Source organism: Microbacterium sp. NPDC076768 (genome assembly GCF_040687205.1).
GTDB lineage: Bacteria > Actinomycetota > Actinomycetes > Actinomycetales > Microbacteriaceae > Microbacterium.
On sequence record NZ_JBFBMU010000002.1, the window covers coordinates 433,985 to 456,034 of the forward strand.

Below are 22,050 nucleotides of genomic sequence, written 5' to 3' on the forward strand. Positions count from 1 at the left end.
CGCAACAGCCGCGCTAATGCGAGAAGCGCGCAGCTCGGTGCTGGCCTTCCGCCACATCGACACCCATCGCTGAACCAGCCTGCTCCGGGAGCTCGATGAGGACGTGATCTATCTTTCCGGTGAACGCGAAATCTGATGGATAGTTCCCCACGGCAGAGCCGGTATCGGTGCCGACGTCGAGAGTCTCACCACTCATTGAGAAGATGAATGGGACCGTACGTTCGACGCGTCCGGTTGCGATTTCGACCCCATCGAGCCGGAGAGAAACGCGGCCACCTTTGCCGAGGCCACCGCCGTCGTAGTCGAATCTGACGCCGATCCTATGGTCTCCCGCGCGCAGAGCGCCGACGTGCGCGGAGATCTCAGTCAAGACATGGCCATAGAGGTTATAGGCATAAACCACCGATCCCTCAGCGACGTACAAAGACCATCCCGCGAGTGCCCCGCCTTGGGAGATGATGACCCCCTCGCAGCTCTCGGCGGGCACCATGATGTGCGCCTCAAGAGAGAAAGACGTGTTCTTGATGTTCACACTGGCGAGTTCCGGCATGCGAACATTCTCGGGATACAACGTGAAGCGGGAGACGCCATCGACGTGACTCGGACGGTTCTCGGGCAGTGCGCGTCGGGTCGTTTCGTCGCTCAGCGGAAAAACGCCGTAGCGCGCGCCCTCTTCATCGAACAGAGCCTGCAGGTGGGCAAGCTTGTCGGGAAAGCTGTCAGCGAGGTCGATCGCTTGGCTGAAGTCATCGCCGACGTTATAGAGCTCCCATCGCTCGTGTTCGTCGTCGAAAGGTACGGCCTGACTTCTCATCCACGGGACCCGTCCGTGAAAGCACGAAGCGATCCACCCATCATGGTAGATCGCCCGGTTGCCGAGGATCTCAAAGTACTGAGTAGTACGTCTACTGGTGGCCGCACTGTCATCGAAGGTGTAGCGCATGCTGACGCCCTCCGTGGGCTTTTGCTCGACACCGTTGACAAGATTTGGTGCCTCGATGCCCGCCGCGTCAAGGATAGTAGGGACGATGTCGATGATGTGATGAAACTGGGTTCGCTGCTCACCTCGGGATTCAAACCCGGCAGGCCAGGAGATGGCGAGCCCATTGCGGGTGCCACCGAAGTGCGATGCCACCTGCTTCGTCCACTGGAATGGGCTGTCGAGGGCCCACGCCCAGCCCGCGTTGTAGTGGTTTTCGCATCTCACGGACCCGAAGTCATCGATGTGTTGCAGGAGCCACTCGGGATCTTCTGGTTCTCCGTTCTGGAACGATGGGGAACTCCAGACGCCGTGGATGCCGCCCTCTGCGGAGGCACCATTGTCGCCGGTGACGTAGAAGAACAGCGTGTTGTCCCACTCCCCGAGCTCCTCGATCGCATCAATGAGCCGACCGACTTGCGCGTCTGTGTGAGCGAGGAACCCTGCGTAGACCTCCATGAGGCGTGACGCGACCGGCTTGTAGCGGTCAGGGTAGTCCTCCCAGGACGGCAGATCGGCGGGCCGAGAAGTCAGACTGGTTCCTTCAGGGATGATGCCCGCTTTGATCTGACGGTCGTAGATCTCGCTCTGAAGCGCGTCCCACCCCTCGTCGAAGTTACCGTGAAACATATCGCTCCACTCCGGCCAGACATGATGAGGATTGTGTGTCGCGCCGGGGGAGAAGTAAAGAAAGAACGGTTTGTGTGGAGCTGAGGTCTTCTGCAATCGCATCCACTCGATAGACCTGTCAGCCAGGTCTTCCGTCAGGTGATAGTCCTCTCGCCCGGAGTACGGTGCAATTGGTTGAGTCTGATCGTAAAGAGCTGGTTCCCACTGCGAGGTTTCGCCGCCGAGGAATCCGTAGAACCGCTCGAACCCTAACCCCGTGGGCCAGCGGTCATACGGACCAGCAGGGCTGGTCTCCCACATAGGAGTGACGTGTGCTTTTCCGAACATTCCGGTGCTGTAACCGTTCTGGCGGAGAATCTCGGCGACCGTCGCTGTCGTGCGGGGGATGACGCCGTCGTAGCCGGGGAAGCCATATGCAATCTCAGAGATCGCTCCCATATGCGCACTGTGATGGTTGCGTCCGGTGAGGAGTGCCGCTCGAGAGGGCGAACAAAGGGCAGTGGTGTGGAATTGGTTGTACCGCACTCCTGCTTTTGCGATTTTGTCCAGCGCTGGCGTCGGGATGGGGCCACCAAAGGTGCCCGGCGCTCCGAACCCGACATCGTCCAGCATCACGATCACGACGTTGGGAGCCGAGTCGTGCGGCCGCAGAATCGTCGGCTTTGCTGGCGTCGAATCCAACGCGAGCCGTGCGATGCTCCCGGTAAAATCTTCGTTGTGTTGCGGAAAGCGTGCCATCGTCTGTCACTCCAGTTGAACTTTGTACGAAGGGACGAAGTCGACCTCAACAGTCTCAGGGTCGATACCGTTCTCGGTGAGGATCTCAGCGAAGCGCTCTGCTTCTGGCAGGGGCATGGCTCCCGTCACACGCACGATGACGCCGGTGAGGTTGCTGCTGATGCTCAAGAGATCCCAATCGACCTCGGAGGTCCACTGTTCGGCGGCTGTTTGAATGGTGCTTTCCTGCACGGTGGAACGCGTGTTGTTGATGCTCGACAGCGTCAACGGCACCCCCACGATGACGACCATCGCCGTGACTGTCAGGATGGCGCTTCTGCGCTTCTTTGACCGAGCTTCTGCGGTGGCGTTGGGGTCGTGCGGCTGATGAATGCGGTAGACCGCCATGACGACGATGCCGGTCGCGAGAATCGCGGCGACGTTGGTGACGAACAGCAGCATCGCGCCAAAAAACTCCGTATATGCCCCGGACTCCAGCGTGAGCCCAGCGACAGCGAGCGGCGGCACGAGGGAGATCGCGATGGCGACGCCAGGGAGCGTGTCGCTAATATCTCGCCGCACGAGCGCGATCGACCCGACCACCCCTGTCCCCAGAGCGGCCAGGAGGTCGATGAGTTTGGGGTTCACGCGGCCAGCGACCTGCGAGTTGGTCGCGGCAACGATGTCGTTGGTCACCAGCAGACCGACGAGGAAACCGATGCCGACAGCCGCAGCAGCCCCGAACACCACGAGCGAGATGGACCGGGTGAGATTCAGCCGGTCCGCCAACACCGTTGAGAGCATCACACCCTGGATGGGCAACATCATCGGAGCGACAATCATCGCGCCGATCACGGTCGCCGTGGAGTCTGCGACGACTCCGGCAGCGGCAATCACCGAGGAGAGGGTGAGCAAAATCCAAAAACGACTGAGGCGTCGACTTCGGTCAGGGCCGTCGAAAAGAACCGCATCGCGCATATGCGCATGGTCGTTGCGGTTCGACTTTGTTATATCGCTCACGCCGTTCTCATCTCTGAAGGCGAGCACCACTTTGCGAAGAGTGCTTCGAGTTGACAATAGCGCTCAGATGAGGACTTTGTCGGGCAGAGACGTGCGAGTGTTTATGCGGACGCTACCGCCGGAAGACGCACGTCGAAACGTGATCCGATATCTGCTTGGTGAGCGCTGATGACCCCATCGTGCGCTTCGACGATTCCGCGCGCGATGGCGAGACCGAGTCCCGCGCCGCTGGTGCCCAGAATTCCGCCGCCGGGAGTTCTGGCGTCGGTGCCGCGCCACCCTGGGGCGAACACTCTGGAGAGGTCGGCTTCCGCAATCCCGGTGCCGGAATCTTCTACAGAGAGCAGCATCACTTGTTGCTCTCGCGCCGTGCTGATGCGGATTGTCCCGCCGGTCGGTGTGTGCTCAATAGCGTTGGTGAGCAGGTTCATCATCACGCGCGACAGCTCTCTGGCATCGCCGACGATGGTGTGATCTGGGCTGGTGAGCTCGACGAGAGAGATGTTCCGTGCCTGCGCGATCGGTGCCAGCTCAGCCACGGCATCGCTCACCAGGTCGTGCAGCGACATCGGTTCCAGTTGCAGGGAGAGTGTTCCTGAGGTGATCTTGGAGAGTTGAAAGAGGCTGTCCACCAGATCGGTCATGTGATCGACCTGGCGTCGCATCTGACGGTGGAAGCGGGCTGGGTCATCGGCCATGCCATCGTCGAGCGCTTCGGTCATCGCTCGCAGGCCAGCGAGCGGGCTGCGAAGATCATGCGAGATCCACGCGATCAGCTCGCGTCGTGACTTGTCGAGAAGCTGGACTTCGTCTCTGGCTGCGGCGAGACGTTCGCTGGTTGCGACGAGCTCTTCCGCCACGCGGGCGAAGTCGGCATTCACCGCCAGCGTTCCCGTGGCGGCGAGACGTTCACCGTCGCCGACCGAGTGCGTCAGTCGTTCCAGCGAGCGCACACCGCGGATCAGTTGCATCGCCAGCAGCACCGCGACCGCGAGGGCGACTACCGCACTGATGGCGCTCACCACGACAACGACCAACAAGTCGTGCGGAGAGATATACATGGCCTCAGCGACGGCGAGGACGCCCGCAGCGAAGGCGAGCACAGCGGCGACGATGACAACGCACAACTGCAACATGAGAGAGCCGCGCCGCAGCAGCCACAACGCGATGATCCCCAGCACTCCGACCAGAAGCGCGCTAACCAGAGCAATTCCTGCAATGGCCAGAACATCAGCAATGGGCATCAGAGAGCTCCCAACTCGAGGCGATATCCGACGCCCCATACGGTTACGAGCACTTCGGGATTACCCGGGTCTTTCTCGATCTTCTCGCGCAGCCGCCTGGTGGTGACTGTCACGGTGGAGAGATCACCGATCTCCCACCCCCAGACACTGCGCAACAGGGTCGGCCGGTCGAAGGTTTGCCTGGGGTGTTTAAGCAGAAATGCGAACAGATCAAACTCCCGCACCGACAACTCCAGCGGGACGCCATCTTTCTTGGCGATGCGTGCAGAAGGATCAAGGTGAAAAGGCCCCAACAGGAACGGTGCCTCACGCGCAAACTCTGGCAGGCTCCTGCGCAACACAGAATTGACGCGAAGTACGAGCTCTCGTGGCGAGAACGGTTTGACGACGTAGTCGTCGGCGCCCGCTTCGAGGCCGTCAATGCGATCGTCTTCTGATCCGAGAGCGGTGAGCATGATGATCGGCACAGACGAGTCTGCTCGAATGCGGCGGCAGACTTCGGTGCCGTCGATACCAGGCAGCATTCGATCAAGCACCACGAGATCTGGCGTGCTGGCTGCGACAGCGGCGAGGCCGGAGAAGCTGTCGGTGGCGATGTCGACGATGTATCCACCGGCCTGCAGGTAGGTGCGCACGATTTCGGCGACTGTCGCGTCGTCCTCGATGACCAGGACGCGACGATCTACGAGTTCCGCAGGCTCCGAGGGGGTTTGCACCATCGTCCCATCGTAGGTTCGTGCGGTGGTTTCGTGGCGCGGACTGATGCGTGCGTACGCATCCTTCCTCGGTTCGTAAGGAGTTCGGATGGGCATCGAGGCCGCCGCTCTCTAGCGTCAGGGTATGAGAATTCGCACCGATGTCGTCTTGCCGTGTCTGAACGAGGCGGCCGCGTTACCCGGTGTGCTTGACGCCCTCCCCGAAGGGACCAGGGCAATCGTCGTCGACAACGGCTCGACCGACGGTTCTGCGGAGGTTGCAAGGGCACGAGGCGCGTTGGTGGTGGAAGCGCCAGTGCGCGGTTACGGTGCTGCGGTGCACGCGGGGCTGTGCGCGGCGACGGCTCCTGTGGTGGCATTTTGCGACGCCGATGGGTCGTTTGATCTCCGTCAGCTCGATCGGGTAGCGGAGCCAGTGCACAGGGGAGAAGCTGATCTCGTGTTCGGTCGGCGCCGTGTGACCAGTGCGAGTTCGTGGCCCGTTCATGCACGCTTCGCCAATTCGGTGTTGTTGTCGTCGGTGCGACGGCGCACAGGGTTGACGCTGCGCGACCTCGGACCGTTCAGAGCAGGAAACCGGGAACAGCTCCTCGCGCTGGGCATGGAAGATCGCCGGAGCGGATACCCCTTGGAGCTGCTGCTGCGTGCGTGGAGAAAAGGTCTTCGGATCGAGGAGGTTGATGTGGATTATCTACCAAGAACAGGCCGCTCGAAGGTGACCGGCACCGTCAAAGGAACAGCGACAGCGATCATCGATATGCGTCGCACGTTGCAGAGGCTCGCATGAACGCCGGTACGACGGTCGTCGTGATGGCGAAAGAGTGCATCCCCGGTCGAGTGAAGACCAGAATGCACCCTCCGCTGAGCCTGGAAGATGCCGCGCGGGTTGCCGCCGCAAGCCTTGCAGACACGCTGGACGCGATCCAGGCTGCCGGGCTCCCGATCCTCGTTTGCGCTCAGGGAGACATTCCTCTGCCCCATGGGGTGACGTCGATCCCACAGGTGGAAGGCGGGCTGGACGAACGCATCGGTGCCGTTTTGGATGCCTGCCCAGGCCGGGTTCTCTTGATCGGCATGGATACCCCGCAACTTCGCCCTGCGCTGCTGCGCCGTCTCGCCGACGAATGGCCGGAAGACGTTGATGCCTGGTTCGGCCCTGCGTCAGATGGTGGCTTCTGGCTCCTCGGTATCGACGACCTCCCCGAGGGGAGACTTGGTGGCAAGACCCGGGGCGATCTCGTCCGGGGAGTACCGATGTCGGTTGCCGAGACCGGGCAACGCCAACGAGAGCGTTTGGTTGAGGCGTGGCTCCGAGTGTCTGACGTTCCCGCACTGACGGACATCGACGACATCGCTTCGTTGCAGGAGGTGGCACCGTTGTTGCCGCACGATGGTCGGCTGGCCCGTCTGCTGTCAGAAATTGGTGTCGTTCGTAGCGCGGAGGCTCTCGCATGAGCGTGACAGCGACGGCTCATTTCGGCGCAGGGGGTGATTCGCCGTACGACTTTGCACTGCGCAACGGCGGTGGCACGCTGCGTCTTGTTGAGGCAGCGGCGGGTGGGGAACGACGCGTAGAAATCGCACGTTTTCTGGCCGCGGCAGACGCCGCAGACGAGTCGGTGATTGAGAGGATCACCGGCCCCGTCCTAGACATCGGGTGCGGTCCTGGACGCATTCTTCACGCCGCCATTCATTCGGGGCTCTTGAGCCTTGGGGTTGATGTCTCTTCCACCGCTGTGGAGCATGCGAGCGAGCGGGGCCTCCCTGCGCTGCAACTTTCCGTCTTCGACGCCCTCCCACAGGAGGGTGCATGGGAAACGCTTCTGCTCATCGATGGGAACATCGGCATTGGCGGCTCACCTACCGTGCTGATGAAGCGATGCGCGGAGATTATCTCGCCAGAGGGCAGTGTCGTTGTCGAAGTCGATCCCGATCCTGATCTCGATCGCGGCTATATGGCTACGGTGGTCGACGATGATGGGCGATCCAGCTCGCCGTTTCCTTGGTACGACATCGGAGCCGAGGCGCTCAGAAGCCGACTCTCCGGCACAGCACTGCAGGTTGTAGAAACGTGGAGCGTCTCAGGACGAGCTTTCGTCCGCCTCCGCCGCGCGGGGTGAGAGCTCCGCGCGGGGTGAGAGCTCCGCGCGGGGTGAGAGCGCCGCTCGGCGCCGGTGTCGCACCGCGCTGACAAGCGTGAGAACTCCATCGTGGAGCACCACGACCGCGACGAGCCAGATCAGCACGCTCAGCAGCTGATCGACATCTTGTCGCGAGAAGAGTAGCCACCCTCCCCAGACCAAAAGCGCTCCGCCGAGCAGGATCAGTGCGGATCTCAGCGCGCGCATCATGCCACCTCGATGGCGGAGAGCCATTTGGTTTGCAGCACTCCTGGTCGTCCTGGCGCAATGATGCGCGCAGGGTATCCGTGGTCGAGGTTCAGGGTTTCGCCATTCAGTCTCAGTGCCACAAGTGTCCGCGGATCGCGAGCATAGGCGGCCGGCATCGTCGTCTCTCGAAACGCTCCGCGCTGTTGCATACTGCGCAGGCGAATCGTCTCGTCGTGGGGGAGGCCTGCGAGGTCGAGCAGATCACTCAGCCGCACACCGGTCCAGGTAGCGGTGATGGTCCACCCCTCTACGCAAGAAATCGGCAGCACCTCGGTGTATTGCGGCAGAGCTTCGAGATCGTCTCGGGTCAGGGCGATACCGGCCTCTTCTGCCCCCAGCCGCAACGTCCAGGCAGGGTCGAGCGCGAGAGCGGTGACATCGGCTTGTCGAGCGCTGCGGTTGACCGTCAATCCCTGGGCACTGTTGATGCGGGCGCGGGGAGCTTTCAGGCTGAAGGGGCCGATCGGAGAAGCCGCATGCGCGAGAGCCACGGCACCGAACAGGGCAGAAGACCCGCCGACCACGGTAAAGAACCGTCGCCGGGAGACCGTATCGCCTTCTGCAGAAGTCGCGTCTGGTTCACGAGCTGCGGGGGGATCGTCAGACGGTGTCGATTCCGAAGAGCGCCATGCGCGGATGATCGCGGGCAGATGGACCGCGATATGCACCACCATCGCGCCAATCAGAATCCAGGCGAGCGCTAGGTGCGTCTTACGAAACGAGAAGTCCCATGGGTACCACTGCAGCGTGTTGAGGATGCCCGTGATCGGTTCCATCAGCGCCGTCGCGACTAAGACCGCAAGGCTGATCCGCTCCAGAAGATGAGGGAAGCTGCGCACAGGTGGCCAGGTGAAGAGCTTCGGGAACACGACCCACAACTTCGCCAGCAGCAGCGGTATGAGTAGCGAGCCCACCACGACATGTGTGCCCTGAGTCCAGCCGTACAGGTACGCAGGTCCTGGGGGAAGAGTGAGCCACGGCAGCGGAGTTTGCAACAGGTTGCTGTAGATGCCTGTCGCAAAGCAGATGACGAAGGCAATTCCCAAAAGGCGACCGACGACAACAGTCATTCGTGTGGTGCGAAGGGGAGACCCCAGAGCGCGGCGTGCCCGCTCTGATCGCTCTTGCAGCGCAACCGACAGTCGCTCGGTGACGGAGCCTGCCGTGGTCTGGTCGCCCATATCCCCAGTATGCAAAAGTGCGTGCGCCGGTGGTCGCTGATCCCCTTACAGAGCGGTGACGACTCAAATGTCACCGCGATGTAAGAACAATGATCCCTATTGCGCCCGCGACTAGCCCAGTCTGGGAGCATGACCGATGTAGAGCGTGACCGTGCAGCAGAGACTATCGAATTCGCGGTGATCGGAGGGTCGGGTTTCGAAACCCTTGAGCTCGCAGACAGAGCGGTGCAGCCCGCCGGTGAATCGCCCTGGGGCCCGATCCCCGAAATTCTCACCGGAACTCTGCACGGACGTCGAATCGCGTTCGCGCCGCGCCACGGAGCAGGCCACCGGGTACCACCGCATCGCGTCGATCCGCGTGCGTTGTTGTGGGGGCTGCGCACACAGGGTGCGCGAATTTTGGTCTCGACGAACGCGGTGGGGGGTCTTAGCCGTGACCTTCAGCCGGGGGACTTCGTGCTCACCGATCAGCTCATCGACCGCACCAGTGGCAGGGCCGACACCTACTTCGACGGACCCTCAAGCCCGGCAGGAGTACAGCACCTCCCTTTCGCGGAGCCGTACGATGCACGCCTCCGTAAAATCGCGCTGTCCGCGTTGCAGGGGCTAGGGGAACGAGTGCATGCGCATGGCACCAGCGTCGTGATTCAGGGGCCACGATTCTCGACGGCCGCCGAAGCTCGCTGGCACAGGGCCATGGGCGCCACCCTCGTCAACATGACTCAGCTTCCTGAAGCTGCGCTCGCCGCCGAGGTGGGCTTCGCGCACATCAACCTCGCGATCATCACCGATACCGACACTGATCACGGAGAGTCGGAATCTGACACGTCTGCGACAGCCGAGCGCGTGTTCGCCGTGATGGCGGCGGCCCAGCCCCGGCTGAGCGCCGCCGTCGCAGCGATCATTGACGCGATTCCGGTGGGTTTCGTGCCAGAAGAACGACTCACTGCTGAGGTCGTCGATGCTCTATTGCAGGTCGACACCAAGGGAGTGCGCGCATGAGCGGTCTGCTGCTGGTCACCGGTGGGGCCGGATTCATCGGCTCATCCATCGTCTCCGAAGCGCTAGAGGCCGGATGGCGGGTGCGCGTCCTCGACTCGATGCGTTCCGACGTTCACGCCTCCGCGCAGCCTCTCACTTCCGAGGCAGATTTTGTGCACGCCGACATGCGCGATGAAGACGCGGTGGCGCGCGCGCTCGTCGGTGTCGACGCTGTCTGCCACCAGGCGGCGAAGGTCGGCCTCGGGGTCAGCATTCACGATGCGCCAGACTACGTGTCGTCCAACTCTCTTGGCACCGCAATTCTGCTGTCGGCAATGACGCGAGCAAAGGTTCAACGGCTGGTACTCGCCTCATCGATGGTGGTTTACGGCGAAGGCCTGTATCTCGATGGCGACCGCCCGGTGCAGCCGCCCGCACGTCGTCGCGCCGATTTGGAAGCCGGACAGTTCGAACCGCTCTCGCCGCATACCGGCGCCCCGCTTCGTCCCCTTTCGATTCGGGAGGAGCAACCATGCGATCCGCGCAACGTGTACGCGGCCACGAAGCTCGAACAAGAACTCCTCGCGCGCTCGTGGGTGCAGGGCGGGGGACAGGCAGCCCTCTTGCGGTATCACAACGTCTATGGCCCGCAGATGCCGCAGGGCACTCCGTATGCCGGCGTGGCATCGCTCTTCCGCTCAGCGCTGGAGCGAGGGGAGACCCCACGCGTCTTTGAAGACGGCGGTCAGCGTCGTGACTTCATCCACGTGCGCGACGTCGCCAGCGCCAATGTCGCAGCGCTGCAATGGACGGCAGATGCCGAATCAGAGACCGCGAGGGCTTTCAACGTCGCGACCGGCACCCCGCACACGATCGGCGAGTTCGCTGACGAACTCGCCGCGGCGTTCGGCGCGGAGCGACCGGAGCGCACCGGAGAGTTCCGGATCGGCGATGTACGCCACATCACCGCATCGGCAGACCGCATCAAGGCAGAACTCGGCTGGAACGCCGAAGTAGAGTTCGCCGATGGCGTGCGAGAATTCGCGCACGCACCGTTGAGAAATGCGGTCGCCTGATGGACGAAGCTACGCGCGTGCGCCCCGGGCGAAAACTCGCAGTATGGGGCGTCATCGCCACACTGGTGCTGATCGCAGCGGCAATCGCGATTCCGGCACTTACCGGCTGGAATGTGCGGGTCAATTCGTTCCCACCATTGCACGCTGAGTGGCTGCCACGGCTCGGACCCGGCACCCCGCTAGCCATCCTGCTTGGGCTCGCCGGAGTCATCTGGGGTCCTCGACTGGCGTCTTCGCTGCGCTGGGGACCACTGCTCCTCGTGGCATTCGGGGCATCAGCGCTGTGGCTGTTCGCGCTCGCCACCGTCGACGGACTCGACGGCATCGGCACGATCCTTGACCATCGCTACGAGTACCTCAACACCGCGCGAGAAGTAGACGATTTCGGCGCAACCCTCCGCGAATACGTAGAGCGCATCCCCTACGCCCATCCCGACAATTGGCCAGTACATATCGCAGGGCACCCGCCAGGAGCTCTGCTGTTCTTCGTGGTCTTGGTGCGACTGGGCCTCGGTAGCGCGCTCGCCGCAGGGATGGTTGTGTTGCTTGTGGGGGCAACGACCGTGATGGCCGTGCTGATCACTTTGCGGGCGCTAGGTGCCGAGAAGCTCGCACGCGGTGCCGCACCTTTCTTGGTCTTCACACCCGCGGCAATCTGGGTCGCAGTATCCGGAGACGGCATGTTTATGGCCGTTGCTGCCTGGGGAATGTGTGCTCTGGCTCTGGCGACTGTCAAGCGAGGCATCCCTCGAGTGGTGTGGTCGGTGGTTGCCGGGGTATTGCTGGGCTACTGCGTGATGTTGTCGTACGGCCTTCCGCTTCTGGGTCTGCTGGCTGTGGCTATCTTGATCGCTGGTAAGTCATGGGTGCCGCTGCCGATCGCTGCGGTGTCTGCTTTGGGCGTTGTGGGGCTCTTTGCGATCAACGGGTTTGCGTGGTGGGAAGCCTTCCCTGTGCTTCAGCAGCGCTACTGGGACGGCGTGGCGTCCAGGCGTCCTCCGACGTATTGGATGTGGGGCAACCTGGCCGCGTTCGGCGCGAGTGCTGGTCCTGCGATCGGTGCGTCTCTCGCTGCGGTTGTGGCAGGAGCGATTGCGGTGATCCGTAAGCGCACCCCGGCACAGAGCACGAGCGAGAGCGAGAGCGAGAGCGAGAGCAAGCGCACGGCGGGTGGATGGAATCCGCTGGTGGTCGTGCTGCTGCTTGCCGGCGCGGGGTGGCTGATGGTGTTCGCTGCCGACTTCTCGAACATGAGTAGGGCAGAGGTGGAGCGCATCTGGCTCCCGTTCGTGCCGTGGGCCACGCTCGGCCTAGCGCTGTTCCGACAGTCGACCAGGCAATGGTTGCTGGGCGTGCAGATCGTCTTCGCGATCGTCGTGCAGTCGCTGCTTGATACGGGCTGGTGACGCGGGCGGTCAGCCGCCGATCGCGTTCATTCCGCGTGCCGGTTGCAGGAACGACGGGTCGTCAATCGCGTGACCAGGCAGCTTCCCGCGTACGCAGGAGTGCAGCAGGTCGGCGATCGCCGCTGTACGGTCCGCCGGAGCGGCCCCCTTCGCATCCTCGCTGCGCAGCAGACCGGTCAGGTCGTACTCGGTGAGGGAAAAGAGGCAGTTGCGCAGTTGACCGTCTGCGGTGAGTCGTAGCCGGTCGCATGCGCCGCAGAAAGGAGCGGTGACCGAGGCGATGACGCCCACCTCGTGGGGACCTCCGTCAATGGTCCACTTTTCTGCAGGAGCGCCCCCGCGTCCTGGTACGGGGGTGAGCTGCCACCGCTCGCTGAGCGCCGCGAGGATCTCTTCGCGTGTCACCATCGTGTTGCGGTCCCAGGTGTGGCCTGCATCCAGCGGCATCTGCTCGATGAAGCGCAACTGAGCGCCGGAGTCCATGGCGAACGCGAGGAGGTCGACAAGCTCGTCGTCGTTCACTCCGCGCATCGCCACAGCATTGAGTTTGAGAGGGCGCAGCGGAGACGCTGCCGCGGCAGCGATGCCCTCGAAGACGTCGTCGAGGCGGTCGCGGCGGGTGAGGTCGGCAAATCGTTGGCGTTGAATCGTGTCGATACTGATGTTCAGGCGGGTGAGACCGGCATCGATCAGCTCCGGCAGCTTCGCAGCGAGGGTGATGCCGTTGGTCGTCATCGCGACTTCAACGGGACGCTCTGCGCTTCCGAGTGCGGCGATCCGACGCACAATGTCGGCGATGTCGGTGCGCAGCAGCGGTTCCCCTCCGGTGAGGCGGAAGGTGCGGATGCCAAGTGAAACGGCCACCTCAGCGAGTTCGATGATCTCGTCTGTCGAGAGGATGCTGGTGCGTGCGAGCCATTCGTTGCCCTGCTCTGGCATGCAGTAGGTGCATCGCAATGAGCACCGGTCAGTGAGAGAGATGCGTAGGTCGCGATGCACACGTCCGTGCGTGTCGACCAGCTGGTCTGCGACCGGCGATGACTGGGGTCCGGTGCTCGCGATCCTCGAACCGATAACTACCGGTACAGCGGCCATCGCGCGTCCTCTTTCCCCATCACCTTTCGAGCGTAGCCCGCGAGGGGGTGCGGAGGGCCGAATGCGTCACTGGCCCCGGCGGATTACCAGGGTGCGAGCTCAGAGCGTGGGCGCGAAGCGCAGGGCAGCAGGGTTGATTTGTAGGCCTACGGTCATGCCAGGCACAAGCATTGCTGCGTCTGCCAGGGGCACATCGACCTTGCACTCCGCCGTGTACACACGCATGCCAGAGAGAGTGGGTTCGAGGCTGCGCACGACAGTGCGCCATGAGTGTGCAGTTGCCGCTTCGTCGCCGACGATGCTCACGTCTTCTGGGCGGAACAGGGCGGCCAGAGTCGTGCCGTCTGGGGTGGCGATCGCGGAGCCTCCCACAGAAGTGTGCGGCAACGTCATGCGATCGCCATGCCATGCTCCGTCGCGAACGACGCCGACGATTCGGTTGAGCCCGGCAATGGCTGCGACAAAACCTGACGCCGGTGTCGTCAGCACTTCTCGCGCTGGCCCCACCTGGGTCACCCTTCCGGATTCGATGACAACGAGTCGTTCGGCGAGCGCGATGGCATCGGTCGCATCGTGGGTGACCGCCACGGTGGTGGTGCCTGCGAGCTGCTCTCGCAGCATGTTGCGGATCTCGCCCGCTGTTTCCGTATCGAGCGCAACAAGCGGCTCATCCAGCAGCACGGCACGCGGTGAGGCGGCGAGCGCACGTGCCACAGCGACACGTTGGCGTTCGCCCCCGGAGAGTTCGCGGGGCATGCGGTCGCCTGCCCCCGGAAGACCGACGCGGGTGAGCCATTCGTCGGCGCTCGCTTGTGCTGACCGTCGTGCGATGCCGCCGGCGCGGGGCCCGAACGCGACGTTTTCTCGGGCGGAAAGGTGGGGAAAGAGGCGGGCGTCTTGCCCGAGCAGGACTACCCCGCGGTCCATCGGGGCGGTGTGTACCTGCGGGGCTGCGATTCTGTCAACAACACGGCCGCCGATACTGATCTCTCCCGCCGTGAGCGGCAGAAGGCCGGCGAGGGCTTGCAGGAGCGTCGACTTTCCGGCGCCGCTGGGTCCCATGATGGCGATGCTTTCGCCAGCGGCCACGTCGACATCGACATCGACGGTGAAGTGCTCGCGCGCGACCACAACGTGGGCCCGCAGGGCATGGGCGTCAGCTGTGCTCCGGCCTGGACTGTTCATCTGGTCGCTCCAGGGCGCCAGCCGCGTACGAGCAGCAGCACCACGATCGCCGTGGCGAGCAGGAGCAGAGCGAGCGCGACCGCTGTGCCTTGCGATACTCCTGCGCCGTTGAACGCCGTATAGATCGCCAGTGGCATGGTTTGGGTGACGCCTGGTCGGTTGCCGGCGAAGAGGGCAGTCGCGCCGAACTCACCGATAGCGCGTGCGAAACACAGCACAGTGCCCGCAACAATTCCTGGGGCAGCGAGCGGAAGAGTGATGCGGCGCAAGATGGTCCAGCGTCCTGCCCCGAGGGCGGCCGCTGTGCGTTCGTAGTCCACGCCGGTAGCACGTACGGCACCTTCGACAGCGAGCACCAGAAAAGGCAGAGCTACGAAAGTCTGCGCGAGCACCACAGCGGTGGTGCTGAACGACAAGCCGAGCCCACCAAACCACCCAGCGCGTCCGAAGAGATAGAGCAACGCGACGCCGCCCACCATGGGGGGCAGGACGAGGGGCACTGTCACCGCCGCACGCAGAATGGCGGCAACACGGGGGCCTGACCGTGCAATGAGCAACGCCAGCGGAACCCCCACGACGATGCAGAGGGCCGTTGCGACAAGCCCTGTACCCATCGACAGTCCCAGGGCCGAAAGCGCGGCGGGGGAGGTCACATCGGTGAGAAAGGTTGACCATTCGACTCGTGCGACCAGCGCGCTCAGCGGGAGCACGAGAAATGCGAGTCCGATGACCGCAGGGATCATCAGTGTGCGAGGGGCGTATCCCGTGGCGCTCGACGTGCTCATGGTGCGCCGAACCCGAAGTCTGTAAGCACCTGTTGGCCAGCATCCGACTCCACGAATGCCACAAAGGCGCGGGCGGCTGCCGGGTTTGCGGCATCGGCGAGCGCTGCGATCGGATAGTGATTCACGACCTGTGCTGCCTCGTCGGGGACGATCACATCGATGTCGTCGCGGCGGAGAGCGTCGGTGGCGTAGATCAGCCCGGCGTCAGCCTCATCCGCGGCGACTTTGGTGAGCACCGCTGTCACGTTCTGCTCGATGCTGGCCGGATCGACCGCGACTCCGGAGATGGAGAGCAACTCCTCTGACGCCGCCCCGCACGGTACTTCTGGGGCGCACAGCACGGTGGTCACCTCTGCTAAGTCGCCCAGTGATTCCACTCCAGCTGGATTACCCGCAGGAACGGCGATCACGAGCGTATTCGAGGCGAACAGTGTGGGGCTGACCATCAAATCTGCTGCCTTCGCCATGCTCGCTTCGTCGGCGGTCGCGAACACATCGGCTGGCGCCCCTTCGAGGATCTGCGTGACAAGAGTCGCAGAGCCGTCGTAGACCGCGCTGAGTCGCACCTCGGGGTGTTCTGCCGTGAAGGCCTCGCCGATGGCGTCGAAAGACTCGGCAAGCGATGCCGCAGCGTAAATGGTGAGCTCTCCTTGAAGGGTGTCGTTTGAGGAGGATGCGGGGGGCTCAGCCCCACCCGCACATCCGGCAAGCGCTCCGGCTATGACAGCTACGGCGGCACACTGCACGATCCTCATCATCTGGCTCATCATGCGGTTCCACTCAGCCGCGCGGAACTTCGACGACAACCTGAGTGGCTTTGACAGAGGCGGTGGCCAACGAGCCGACTTCCAGCTGCAATGCGTGGGCGGCCTCGGCAGAGAGCAGCGAGACCACACGGTGTGGGCCGCACTGAATATCTACCTGCGCCATGAGTCCGTCGATCTGCACGCGCGTCACAATCCCGACGAAGCGGTTGCGCGCACTCGAAAGTGCATCGTCGGAGTCCGCCGTCTCCGCCGCGAGGGCGACAGCTCTGGCCGCCAGAGCATCGCCAGGAATCTCGGTGGGGACCGCGGACGTCGCAGGCAACAGCCCCTGATCGATCCACCGACGGATCGTGTCGTCACTGACGCCCAGCATCTCGGCGGCCCGCGCAACTCGATACATTTGCATCCCCCCACGCTACCGCTACAGCGGATGAAAGGAGCCCGATTCCTCCGCATCTGCGGTTGAGAGTGTGGCGCACTAGCCTGAAACCATGCGCCCTCTCGTTGCTCCGGTTCCCGCGCTGGAACCCACCGAGCTCATCCGTACCGCCAGACATGCGGTGCTCTCCGGTATCGGCGAAGAAGGCCAGCGACGCCTCGCCGCGGCCCACGTTGCCGTTGTCGGGGCAGGCGGACTCGGCTCCCCGGTTTTGCTCGCGCTCGCCGCGGCAGGCGTAGGGGCGATCACCGTGATCGACGATGATGTGGTGGAGCTGACGAATCTGCAACGGCAACTCGCGCACCGGGTGCACGACATCGGAACCCTGAAGACACGTTCAGCTGCTCGCGCCATTACTGATCTGGCACCGGACTGCGTCGTCACCCAGGTCGCAGAGCGTCTCAGTTCCGCGAACGCGCACGAGTTGTTACACAAAGCCGACATCGTGGTCGACACCAGTGATGCCTTCGCCACCCGGCGCGATGTGGCGGCCGCCACAGAATCTCTGGCAGTGCCGCTGGTCTGGGGCGCAGTACAGGAGTGGCACGCACAGGCAACGGTCTTCTGGTCAAACCCACCAGAGCGAGAACCAGTGGTGCTCGCCGACCTGTTTCCGCGTGGCACGGAAGGCGAGCCGCCCAGCTGCGCGCAAGTCGGTGTGCTCGGTGCGCTCTGCGTGCAGGTGGGCGGGGTGCTTGCAGGAGAAGTGATCAAGCTGATCACCGGTGCAGGCGAGCCACTCCTGGGTAGGCTGGCGATGATTGACGCGCTCGCTGCGCGGCAGTACGAGATTGAGATTCGTCCGTCGCAAGGGAGACACGCATGAGTCGTCGTGCACGCGCGCTGAGAACCGTCGAAGACCAACGTGCTCGCGTACTCGATGCGGTGCGACAGCTCCCCGCCGAGACCCGCCCTGTGCACGCCGCCATCGGGTGCACGCTGGCGGCACCCGCCCTGGCCGCTCACGACATTCCGTTGTTCGACAACTCTGCGATGGATGGTTTCGCCGTGCGTGCCGCAGACGTCGCGGTGGCCTCAGAAGACGCGCCAGTGGCGTTGCATGTTGTCGCCGATCTTCCGGCTGGCACGAGCGACGACCCTGCGCTGGCATCGGGGGAGGCCGCCCGCATCATGACCGGATCACCGGTGCCCACCGACGCAGATGCCATCGTGCCGTTCGAAGACACCGCAGGCGGTCTCGCCGACTCGCTCACGGAGATTCACGTCGTACAGGCCCCGGCGGGCGTTGGCGCATACATCCGCCGCAGAGGCGCCGACCTCCGCGCAGGCGATGAAGTGATCCCTGCAGGGGAGCGCCTGGGGGCGTTTCAGCGCGCGGCCGCCGTCGCCGCAGGGATAGCGGAGGTCACGGTCACCCGTCAGCCGCGGGTAGCTGTCGTCTCCACAGGGAGCGAGCTCCTCGCCCCAGACCAGCCGATCACGCGGGGACGAATTCCCGATTCCAACGGACCGCTGCTTGAGCAACTGGTGGCTGACGCTGATGCCGATGTGGTGCTGACCGCGCGCGTGCAAGATGACGCCGCCGCAGTGCACGAGATCACCGCAGCAGCCGTTGCGCGCGGTGCTGACCTCATCATCTTCACCGGGGGAGTCAGCGCCGGTGCCTACGAACCGGTACGGGGCGCATTCGACGGTGGCGGCGAAGTCGAATTCACCGGCGTCGCCATGCAACCAGGAAAGCCGCAGGCATTTGGAGTGTTGCCCTCCGGATGCCTGGTGTTCGGGCTGCCGGGAAACCCTGTGAGCGTCGCCGTGTCTTTCGAAGTCTTTGTCCGTCCAGCGCTCCTGGCGCTCCAGGGCCGCTCTCTGATCCACCGCCCTCGCCTGCAACTGCAGGCGGAGACCGCATGGACCACGCCGCCAGGACGCCGACAGTACCTCCCCGCCGTCATCGACCTTGCCGCCCGCACCGTGCGTCCGGCGACAGCCGGAGGATCGGGCTCGCATCTGGCAGGCGGCCTCGCCCGTGCTAGAGCTTTCGCTGTTGTGCCGGCTGAGGTCGATAACGTCGCCGTAGGCGACACGATCGATGTCATGCTGGTCGAATGAGCTTCCCGCATCTCGATTCCGCCGGCCGTGCGCACATGGTCGATGTGACCGCAAAACAGCCCACCGTCCGGTCGGCAACCGCACGCGGCTTCGTGCGGTGCAGCGCCGAAGTCATCGCCGCATTGCGCGACGGCACCGCCCCGAAAGGCGACGTTCTCGCTGTCGCCCGCATCGCCGGCATCCAGGCTGCAAAGTCCACCCCCACCCTCCTTCCCCTCGCCCACGTGATCGGCGTGCACCGCGCGAGCGTCGAACTTGAAATTGGTGACGACGGCGTCTTCATCGAAGCAACAATCGGGACAGCCGACCGCACAGGAGTCGAGATGGAGGCGCTCACCGCCGTCTCTGTCACCGCGCTCGCCGTGGTCGACATGATCAAAGGCTTGGACCGATCGGTCGTGATCGAGGGCGTGCGCATTGTCGCAAAATCCGGTGGGCGCTCCGGAGACTGGGTCCGCGAAGGCGAGACCATCGAGCGCGACGACGCCCCAGCGGAGGAGCGGTCATGACGCGTGTGCGGTACTTCGCAGCGGCGGCGGAAGCCGCAGGCGTTGACGCCGAAGAGCGCGGTGAAGCAACGCTCGTCGAACTTCGGGCAGCGGTCGTGGCCGAGCACCCCACCCTGGCTGGCATCTTGCCGCAGTGTGCTGTGCTCGTTGACGGAGTGCGCTCCGACGATGATCGCTCGTTGGACAACGCCACACTGATCGACGTGCTTCCGCCGTTCGCTGGCGGATGAACCTCGCGTGTGACAGCTCAGCCGCCGATGCCTTTCCAGGCCGTCGATCCGTCTGATTCGATCTGACGCTTCCAGATCGGGAGGTCGCGTTTGATCGCCTCGATCACTTCGCGGCACACGTCGAACGCTTCGGCGCGGTGCCCAGATGCCACGGCAATGATGACGGCGGCGTCACCGACATCGAGCCGTCCGATGCGGTGACTCACCGCGACCACCGCTGAGGTGGAACCGTCTCCTGCTTCTTGGGCGATGCGGCGCAGGGCCGTCTCTGCATCGGGGTGGGCGCTGTATTCCAGGCCAACCACTGCAGTGTGTGCGTCATGGTCGTTGTCACGCACACGGCCGATGAAAGTCGTCACTGCGCCGTGCGCTGGGTCTTCGACTGCGCGTAGGTGCGCATCGACATCGAGCGGATTCTCGCTGATGGCCGCGAGTCGTACATCGTTCATGAGTGGTCTCCGCCTTCGAGCTGATCGATGATGTGCGCGGCAACGCTCAGCACGACCGGCACCCCGGCGGTGACAGCACGCAGTGATCCTGGCAGGTTCACGACCAGTGCTCCTGCCGGGTCGACAATGCCGGCGAGCCCTCGAGAAATGATCGACAGTGGAGTGTCGGCGAGGCCGCTGCGACGCAACTCTTCGGCGATGCCAGGGAGTTCGCGCGTGATGACCAGGCGAGTGCCCTCTGGCGTTTCGTCCCGTGGTCCGATTCCGGTGCCTCCGGTGGTCAGGATCAGGCGGGCTCCCTGTTCGACGGCTCGCCGCACCCCATCGGCAACAGAGGTGGCACCATCTGCCACCACTTCGGCGTCGGGACACTCCCACCCGGCCTCACGCAGCAGGCCGACCGCGAGTGGGCCTCCTCTGTCTTCGCGTTCACCAGTGAACGACCTGTCTGACACGGTGATTACGCGGGCAAGGAGGGAGGTCATTCGTCCACCATAGGCGCTGAGATGCGGCACAAAGGTCGGTCGGGGATCAGGTGATGCGGATCAGCGAGCGCTGCCAACCAGAAGAACCGTCAGGCGCGATCGGAGCACGTTCTTCGACCTGTAGTTCGCCATTCTTGTTCACCGCTCGCACGGCAACATAGTGGGTGCCGGGGGTGGCATCCCACTCCATGAACCACTGCACCCAGGTGTCGTCGTTGATCGGGGTCGACATGGTCGCTGGTGTCCACTCGCCGTCATCGATGCGTACCTCGACCCGCTCGATGCCCACCGATTGTGCCCACGCGACGCCGGCAATCGGGATGCGTCCGGCCGGAACCGCCTCACCGATGCTGGGCGTGTCCAGGCGCGAAGAGAACTTGATGGGTGCCTCGGCGCTGTAGCCACGAGGGGTCCAATAGGCCTTGTCGTCAGCGAATGTCGTGACCTTGAGTTCGGTGAGCCACTTGGTCGCAGAAACGTAGCCGTAAAGACCAGGCACCACCATGCGCACCGGAAAGCCGTGCTCAAGCGGAAGCGGTTCGCCGTTCATGCCGACGGCGAGAATCGCGTCGAGGTTGTCGTCGACCAGGGCAGACAGGGGAGTGCTGGCGGTGTAGCCATCGACGCTGCGGGAAAGCACCATGTCGGCGCCGGACTTTGGTCCTGCTTTGCGGAGCACTTCGCGCAGCGGCACACCGAGCCACATCGCGTTTCCGACAAGCTCGCCTCCGACCTCGTTCGAGACGCAGGTGAGGGTAATGGCGTACTCATCGAGCCCCATGTCGAGCAGGTCTTGGAAGCTCAGCTCGATCCGCTCATCGACCATCCCGTCGATCACGAGGCGCCACGTATCAGGATCAATCGTCGGTACGGTCAGCGCCGTGTCTACGCGATAAAAGTCGTCGTTCGGGGTGAACAGCGGACTGATGCCTTTCACGTCAAGTTCTGCCCCGGAAGGAACCTGCACCTTTGTGCGGGCGGCGGGGAGTTTGAGGGCACTTCGCACGGCTTCGACCGACGAGACGGCCATGCTCACGGTGCGTGCCGTGATCCCGACGACCAGTGCTGAGGCTCCGGCGACCGCGGCCAGCACGAAGAATTTGCGGCGGTCGATGCCGGTTGATGCCGTCTCTGCAGTGGGGGAGTCAGCCTCGCGCCACCGTCGCAGGCGCCGTGAGAGGAAAACCAAGATTGCGGAGCCCGCCACAGTTCCGAGCACAGGAGGCAAGAATGCGAGGGGCAAGACCCCGGCGCGCGTCACGATCGCAGCGGTGGAGAGTATTCCGGCGATAACGAGGGCGATGACTCCGAGCGGTGGACGCACGAACTCCAAGACCCCCGCGATTGCTGACGCGATAACCACCGCGAGCCCGAGTCCTGCCAACAGTGCGATCTTGTCGTACTCGCCGAAGGTAGCGATCGCGAACTCTTTAAACGGTTGCGGCACGATATCGATCACGAATCCACCGATGGCGAGAATCGGGCTGGCTGCTCGTGCGAACAACAGCGCGAACACCTCTGCGATGGCGAGGAAGACGGCGCCAGCCACCAAACCCGATAGGGCAGCCCAGGCGATGAAACGCTTCCCGGTGCCACTTCTTTGCTGAACCACGGCTACTCCTCTATCGGTGACAACGGTCAGCAAGTTGTTCGGAGAGCACGCCCAATTGGATGGAAGTGCCCACACAGGTCGGCA

24 protein-coding genes are annotated in these 22,050 nt (G+C 63.7%); 10 read left to right on the forward strand and 14 right to left on the reverse strand.

The genetic code is table 11. The features are described 5' to 3' along the window. Positions 1 to 13 precede the first annotated feature (13 nt). From AB0O87_RS08470 to AB0O87_RS08485, 4 genes are all read right to left on the reverse strand, one after another. Positions 14 to 2,347 (reverse strand): arylsulfatase, encoded by a 2,334-nt coding sequence (locus AB0O87_RS08470; RefSeq protein ID WP_363514087.1) that lies wholly within the window; start codon positions 2,345 to 2,347, stop codon positions 14 to 16. 6 nt (positions 2,348 to 2,353) lie between these two features. Next, on the reverse strand, positions 2,354 to 3,346 hold the full coding sequence (locus AB0O87_RS08475) for a DUF389 domain-containing protein (RefSeq protein ID WP_363514090.1): 993 nt from the start codon (positions 3,344 to 3,346) through the stop codon (positions 2,354 to 2,356). Between the two features lie 101 nt (positions 3,347 to 3,447). Continuing rightward, positions 3,448 to 4,590 (reverse strand): HAMP domain-containing sensor histidine kinase, encoded by a 1,143-nt coding sequence (locus AB0O87_RS08480; protein ID WP_363514093.1) that lies wholly within the window; start codon positions 4,588 to 4,590, stop codon positions 3,448 to 3,450. Further along, the gene (locus tag AB0O87_RS08485; protein ID WP_363514096.1) at positions 4,590 to 5,309 is read right to left on the reverse strand and encodes a response regulator transcription factor; all 720 of its coding nucleotides are present in this window, start codon (positions 5,307 to 5,309) and stop codon (positions 4,590 to 4,592) included. Before AB0O87_RS08485 ends, AB0O87_RS08480 begins: the two co-directional genes overlap by 1 nt. Before the next feature lie 121 nt (positions 5,310 to 5,430). On the opposite strand from AB0O87_RS08485, the gene AB0O87_RS08490 reads away from it, so the two are divergent. Genes AB0O87_RS08490 through AB0O87_RS08500 form a run of 3 tightly spaced genes read left to right on the forward strand, consistent with a single transcriptional unit; the run spans position 5,431 to position 7,426 of the window. Beyond that, on the forward strand, positions 5,431 to 6,093 hold the full coding sequence (locus AB0O87_RS08490; RefSeq protein ID WP_363514099.1) for a glycosyltransferase family 2 protein: 663 nt from the start codon (positions 5,431 to 5,433) through the stop codon (positions 6,091 to 6,093). Continuing rightward, positions 6,090 to 6,761: a DUF2064 domain-containing protein gene (locus AB0O87_RS08495; RefSeq protein ID WP_363514102.1), complete on the forward strand. Its 672-nt coding sequence runs from the start codon at positions 6,090 to 6,092 to the stop codon at positions 6,759 to 6,761. The genes AB0O87_RS08490 and AB0O87_RS08495 overlap by 4 nt, the downstream gene beginning before the upstream one ends. After that, positions 6,758 to 7,426: a class I SAM-dependent methyltransferase gene (locus AB0O87_RS08500; RefSeq protein ID WP_363514105.1), complete on the forward strand. Its 669-nt coding sequence runs from the start codon at positions 6,758 to 6,760 to the stop codon at positions 7,424 to 7,426. The genes AB0O87_RS08495 and AB0O87_RS08500 overlap by 4 nt, the downstream gene beginning before the upstream one ends. On the opposite strand, the gene AB0O87_RS08505 is transcribed toward AB0O87_RS08500, so the two are convergent. Then, positions 7,388 to 7,654: a hypothetical protein gene (locus AB0O87_RS08505; protein WP_363514108.1), complete on the reverse strand. Its 267-nt coding sequence runs from the start codon at positions 7,652 to 7,654 to the stop codon at positions 7,388 to 7,390. The genes AB0O87_RS08500 and AB0O87_RS08505 overlap by 39 nt on opposite strands. Then, positions 7,654 to 8,877 (reverse strand): molybdopterin-dependent oxidoreductase, encoded by a 1,224-nt coding sequence (locus AB0O87_RS08510; RefSeq protein WP_363514111.1) that lies wholly within the window; start codon positions 8,875 to 8,877, stop codon positions 7,654 to 7,656. Before AB0O87_RS08510 ends, AB0O87_RS08505 begins: the two co-directional genes overlap by 1 nt. Before the next feature lie 129 nt (positions 8,878 to 9,006). Here AB0O87_RS08510 and AB0O87_RS08515 point away from each other — a divergent pair, with 129 nt between their 5' ends. Genes AB0O87_RS08515 through AB0O87_RS08525 form a run of 3 tightly spaced genes read left to right on the forward strand, consistent with a single transcriptional unit; the run spans position 9,007 to position 12,340 of the window. Beyond that, entirely contained in the window at positions 9,007 to 9,879 is an 873-nt protein-coding gene (locus tag AB0O87_RS08515; RefSeq protein WP_363514114.1) for an MTAP family purine nucleoside phosphorylase, read from the forward strand. Next, positions 9,876 to 10,934, forward strand: a complete 1,059-nt coding sequence (locus AB0O87_RS08520; protein WP_363514117.1) for an SDR family NAD(P)-dependent oxidoreductase — start codon at positions 9,876 to 9,878, stop codon at positions 10,932 to 10,934. Before AB0O87_RS08515 ends, AB0O87_RS08520 begins: the two co-directional genes overlap by 4 nt. Next, the gene (locus tag AB0O87_RS08525; RefSeq protein ID WP_363514119.1) at positions 10,934 to 12,340 is read left to right on the forward strand and encodes a hypothetical protein; all 1,407 of its coding nucleotides are present in this window, start codon (positions 10,934 to 10,936) and stop codon (positions 12,338 to 12,340) included. Before AB0O87_RS08520 ends, AB0O87_RS08525 begins: the two co-directional genes overlap by 1 nt. A 9-nt stretch (positions 12,341 to 12,349) precedes the next feature. Here AB0O87_RS08525 and moaA read toward each other — a convergent pair whose 3' ends face one another. The 5 genes from moaA to AB0O87_RS08550 form a co-directional block, all read right to left on the reverse strand. Beyond that, complete coding sequence (moaA, locus tag AB0O87_RS08530) at positions 12,350 to 13,435, reverse strand: GTP 3',8-cyclase MoaA (RefSeq protein WP_363514122.1); 1,086 nt, start codon at positions 13,433 to 13,435, stop codon at positions 12,350 to 12,352. Positions 13,436 to 13,534: 99 nt separating this feature from the next. Beyond that, positions 13,535 to 14,620: an ABC transporter ATP-binding protein gene (locus tag AB0O87_RS08535; protein ID WP_363514125.1), complete on the reverse strand. Its 1,086-nt coding sequence runs from the start codon at positions 14,618 to 14,620 to the stop codon at positions 13,535 to 13,537. Beyond that, the gene (gene modB, locus AB0O87_RS08540; RefSeq protein WP_363514128.1) at positions 14,617 to 15,405 is read right to left on the reverse strand and encodes a molybdate ABC transporter permease subunit; all 789 of its coding nucleotides are present in this window, start codon (positions 15,403 to 15,405) and stop codon (positions 14,617 to 14,619) included. The genes AB0O87_RS08535 and modB overlap by 4 nt, the downstream gene beginning before the upstream one ends. Next, entirely contained in the window at positions 15,402 to 16,175 is a 774-nt protein-coding gene (gene modA / locus AB0O87_RS08545; RefSeq protein WP_363514131.1) for a molybdate ABC transporter substrate-binding protein, read from the reverse strand. The genes modB and modA overlap by 4 nt, the downstream gene beginning before the upstream one ends. Before the next feature lie 10 nt (positions 16,176 to 16,185). Next, positions 16,186 to 16,578 carry a TOBE domain-containing protein gene (locus AB0O87_RS08550; protein ID WP_363514134.1) on the reverse strand — a complete coding sequence of 131 codons (393 nt, stop codon included), beginning with the start codon at positions 16,576 to 16,578 and terminating at the stop codon, positions 16,186 to 16,188. Between the two features lie 85 nt (positions 16,579 to 16,663). On the opposite strand from AB0O87_RS08550, the gene AB0O87_RS08555 reads away from it, so the two are divergent. The 4 genes from AB0O87_RS08555 to AB0O87_RS08570 are packed head-to-tail and all read left to right on the forward strand — an operon-like array spanning position 16,664 to position 19,420. Then, on the forward strand, positions 16,664 to 17,437 hold the full coding sequence (locus AB0O87_RS08555; protein WP_363514137.1) for a HesA/MoeB/ThiF family protein: 774 nt from the start codon (positions 16,664 to 16,666) through the stop codon (positions 17,435 to 17,437). After that, positions 17,434 to 18,681, forward strand: a complete 1,248-nt coding sequence (gene glp, locus AB0O87_RS08560; protein ID WP_363514140.1) for a gephyrin-like molybdotransferase Glp — start codon at positions 17,434 to 17,436, stop codon at positions 18,679 to 18,681. Before AB0O87_RS08555 ends, glp begins: the two co-directional genes overlap by 4 nt. Continuing rightward, entirely contained in the window at positions 18,678 to 19,190 is a 513-nt protein-coding gene (gene moaC / locus AB0O87_RS08565; RefSeq protein WP_363514143.1) for a cyclic pyranopterin monophosphate synthase MoaC, read from the forward strand. Before glp ends, moaC begins: the two co-directional genes overlap by 4 nt. Beyond that, positions 19,187 to 19,420 (forward strand): MoaD/ThiS family protein, encoded by a 234-nt coding sequence (locus tag AB0O87_RS08570; RefSeq protein WP_363514146.1) that lies wholly within the window; start codon positions 19,187 to 19,189, stop codon positions 19,418 to 19,420. The genes moaC and AB0O87_RS08570 overlap by 4 nt, the downstream gene beginning before the upstream one ends. Positions 19,421 to 19,437: 17 nt before the next feature. Here AB0O87_RS08570 and AB0O87_RS08575 read toward each other — a convergent pair whose 3' ends face one another. From AB0O87_RS08575 to AB0O87_RS08585, 3 genes are read right to left on the reverse strand one after another with little or no spacing between them, the layout of a single operon-like run. Next, positions 19,438 to 19,869: a molybdenum cofactor biosynthesis protein MoaE gene (locus AB0O87_RS08575; RefSeq protein ID WP_363514149.1), complete on the reverse strand. Its 432-nt coding sequence runs from the start codon at positions 19,867 to 19,869 to the stop codon at positions 19,438 to 19,440. Next, a complete protein-coding gene (locus AB0O87_RS08580) occupies positions 19,866 to 20,354 on the reverse strand; it encodes a MogA/MoaB family molybdenum cofactor biosynthesis protein (RefSeq protein ID WP_363514152.1) in 489 nt (162 codons plus the stop codon). Before AB0O87_RS08580 ends, AB0O87_RS08575 begins: the two co-directional genes overlap by 4 nt. A 46-nt stretch (positions 20,355 to 20,400) precedes the next feature. Beyond that, positions 20,401 to 21,966 carry a molybdopterin-dependent oxidoreductase gene (locus AB0O87_RS08585; RefSeq protein WP_363514155.1) on the reverse strand — a complete coding sequence of 522 codons (1,566 nt, stop codon included), beginning with the start codon at positions 21,964 to 21,966 and terminating at the stop codon, positions 20,401 to 20,403. Positions 21,967 to 22,050 lie beyond the last annotated feature (84 nt).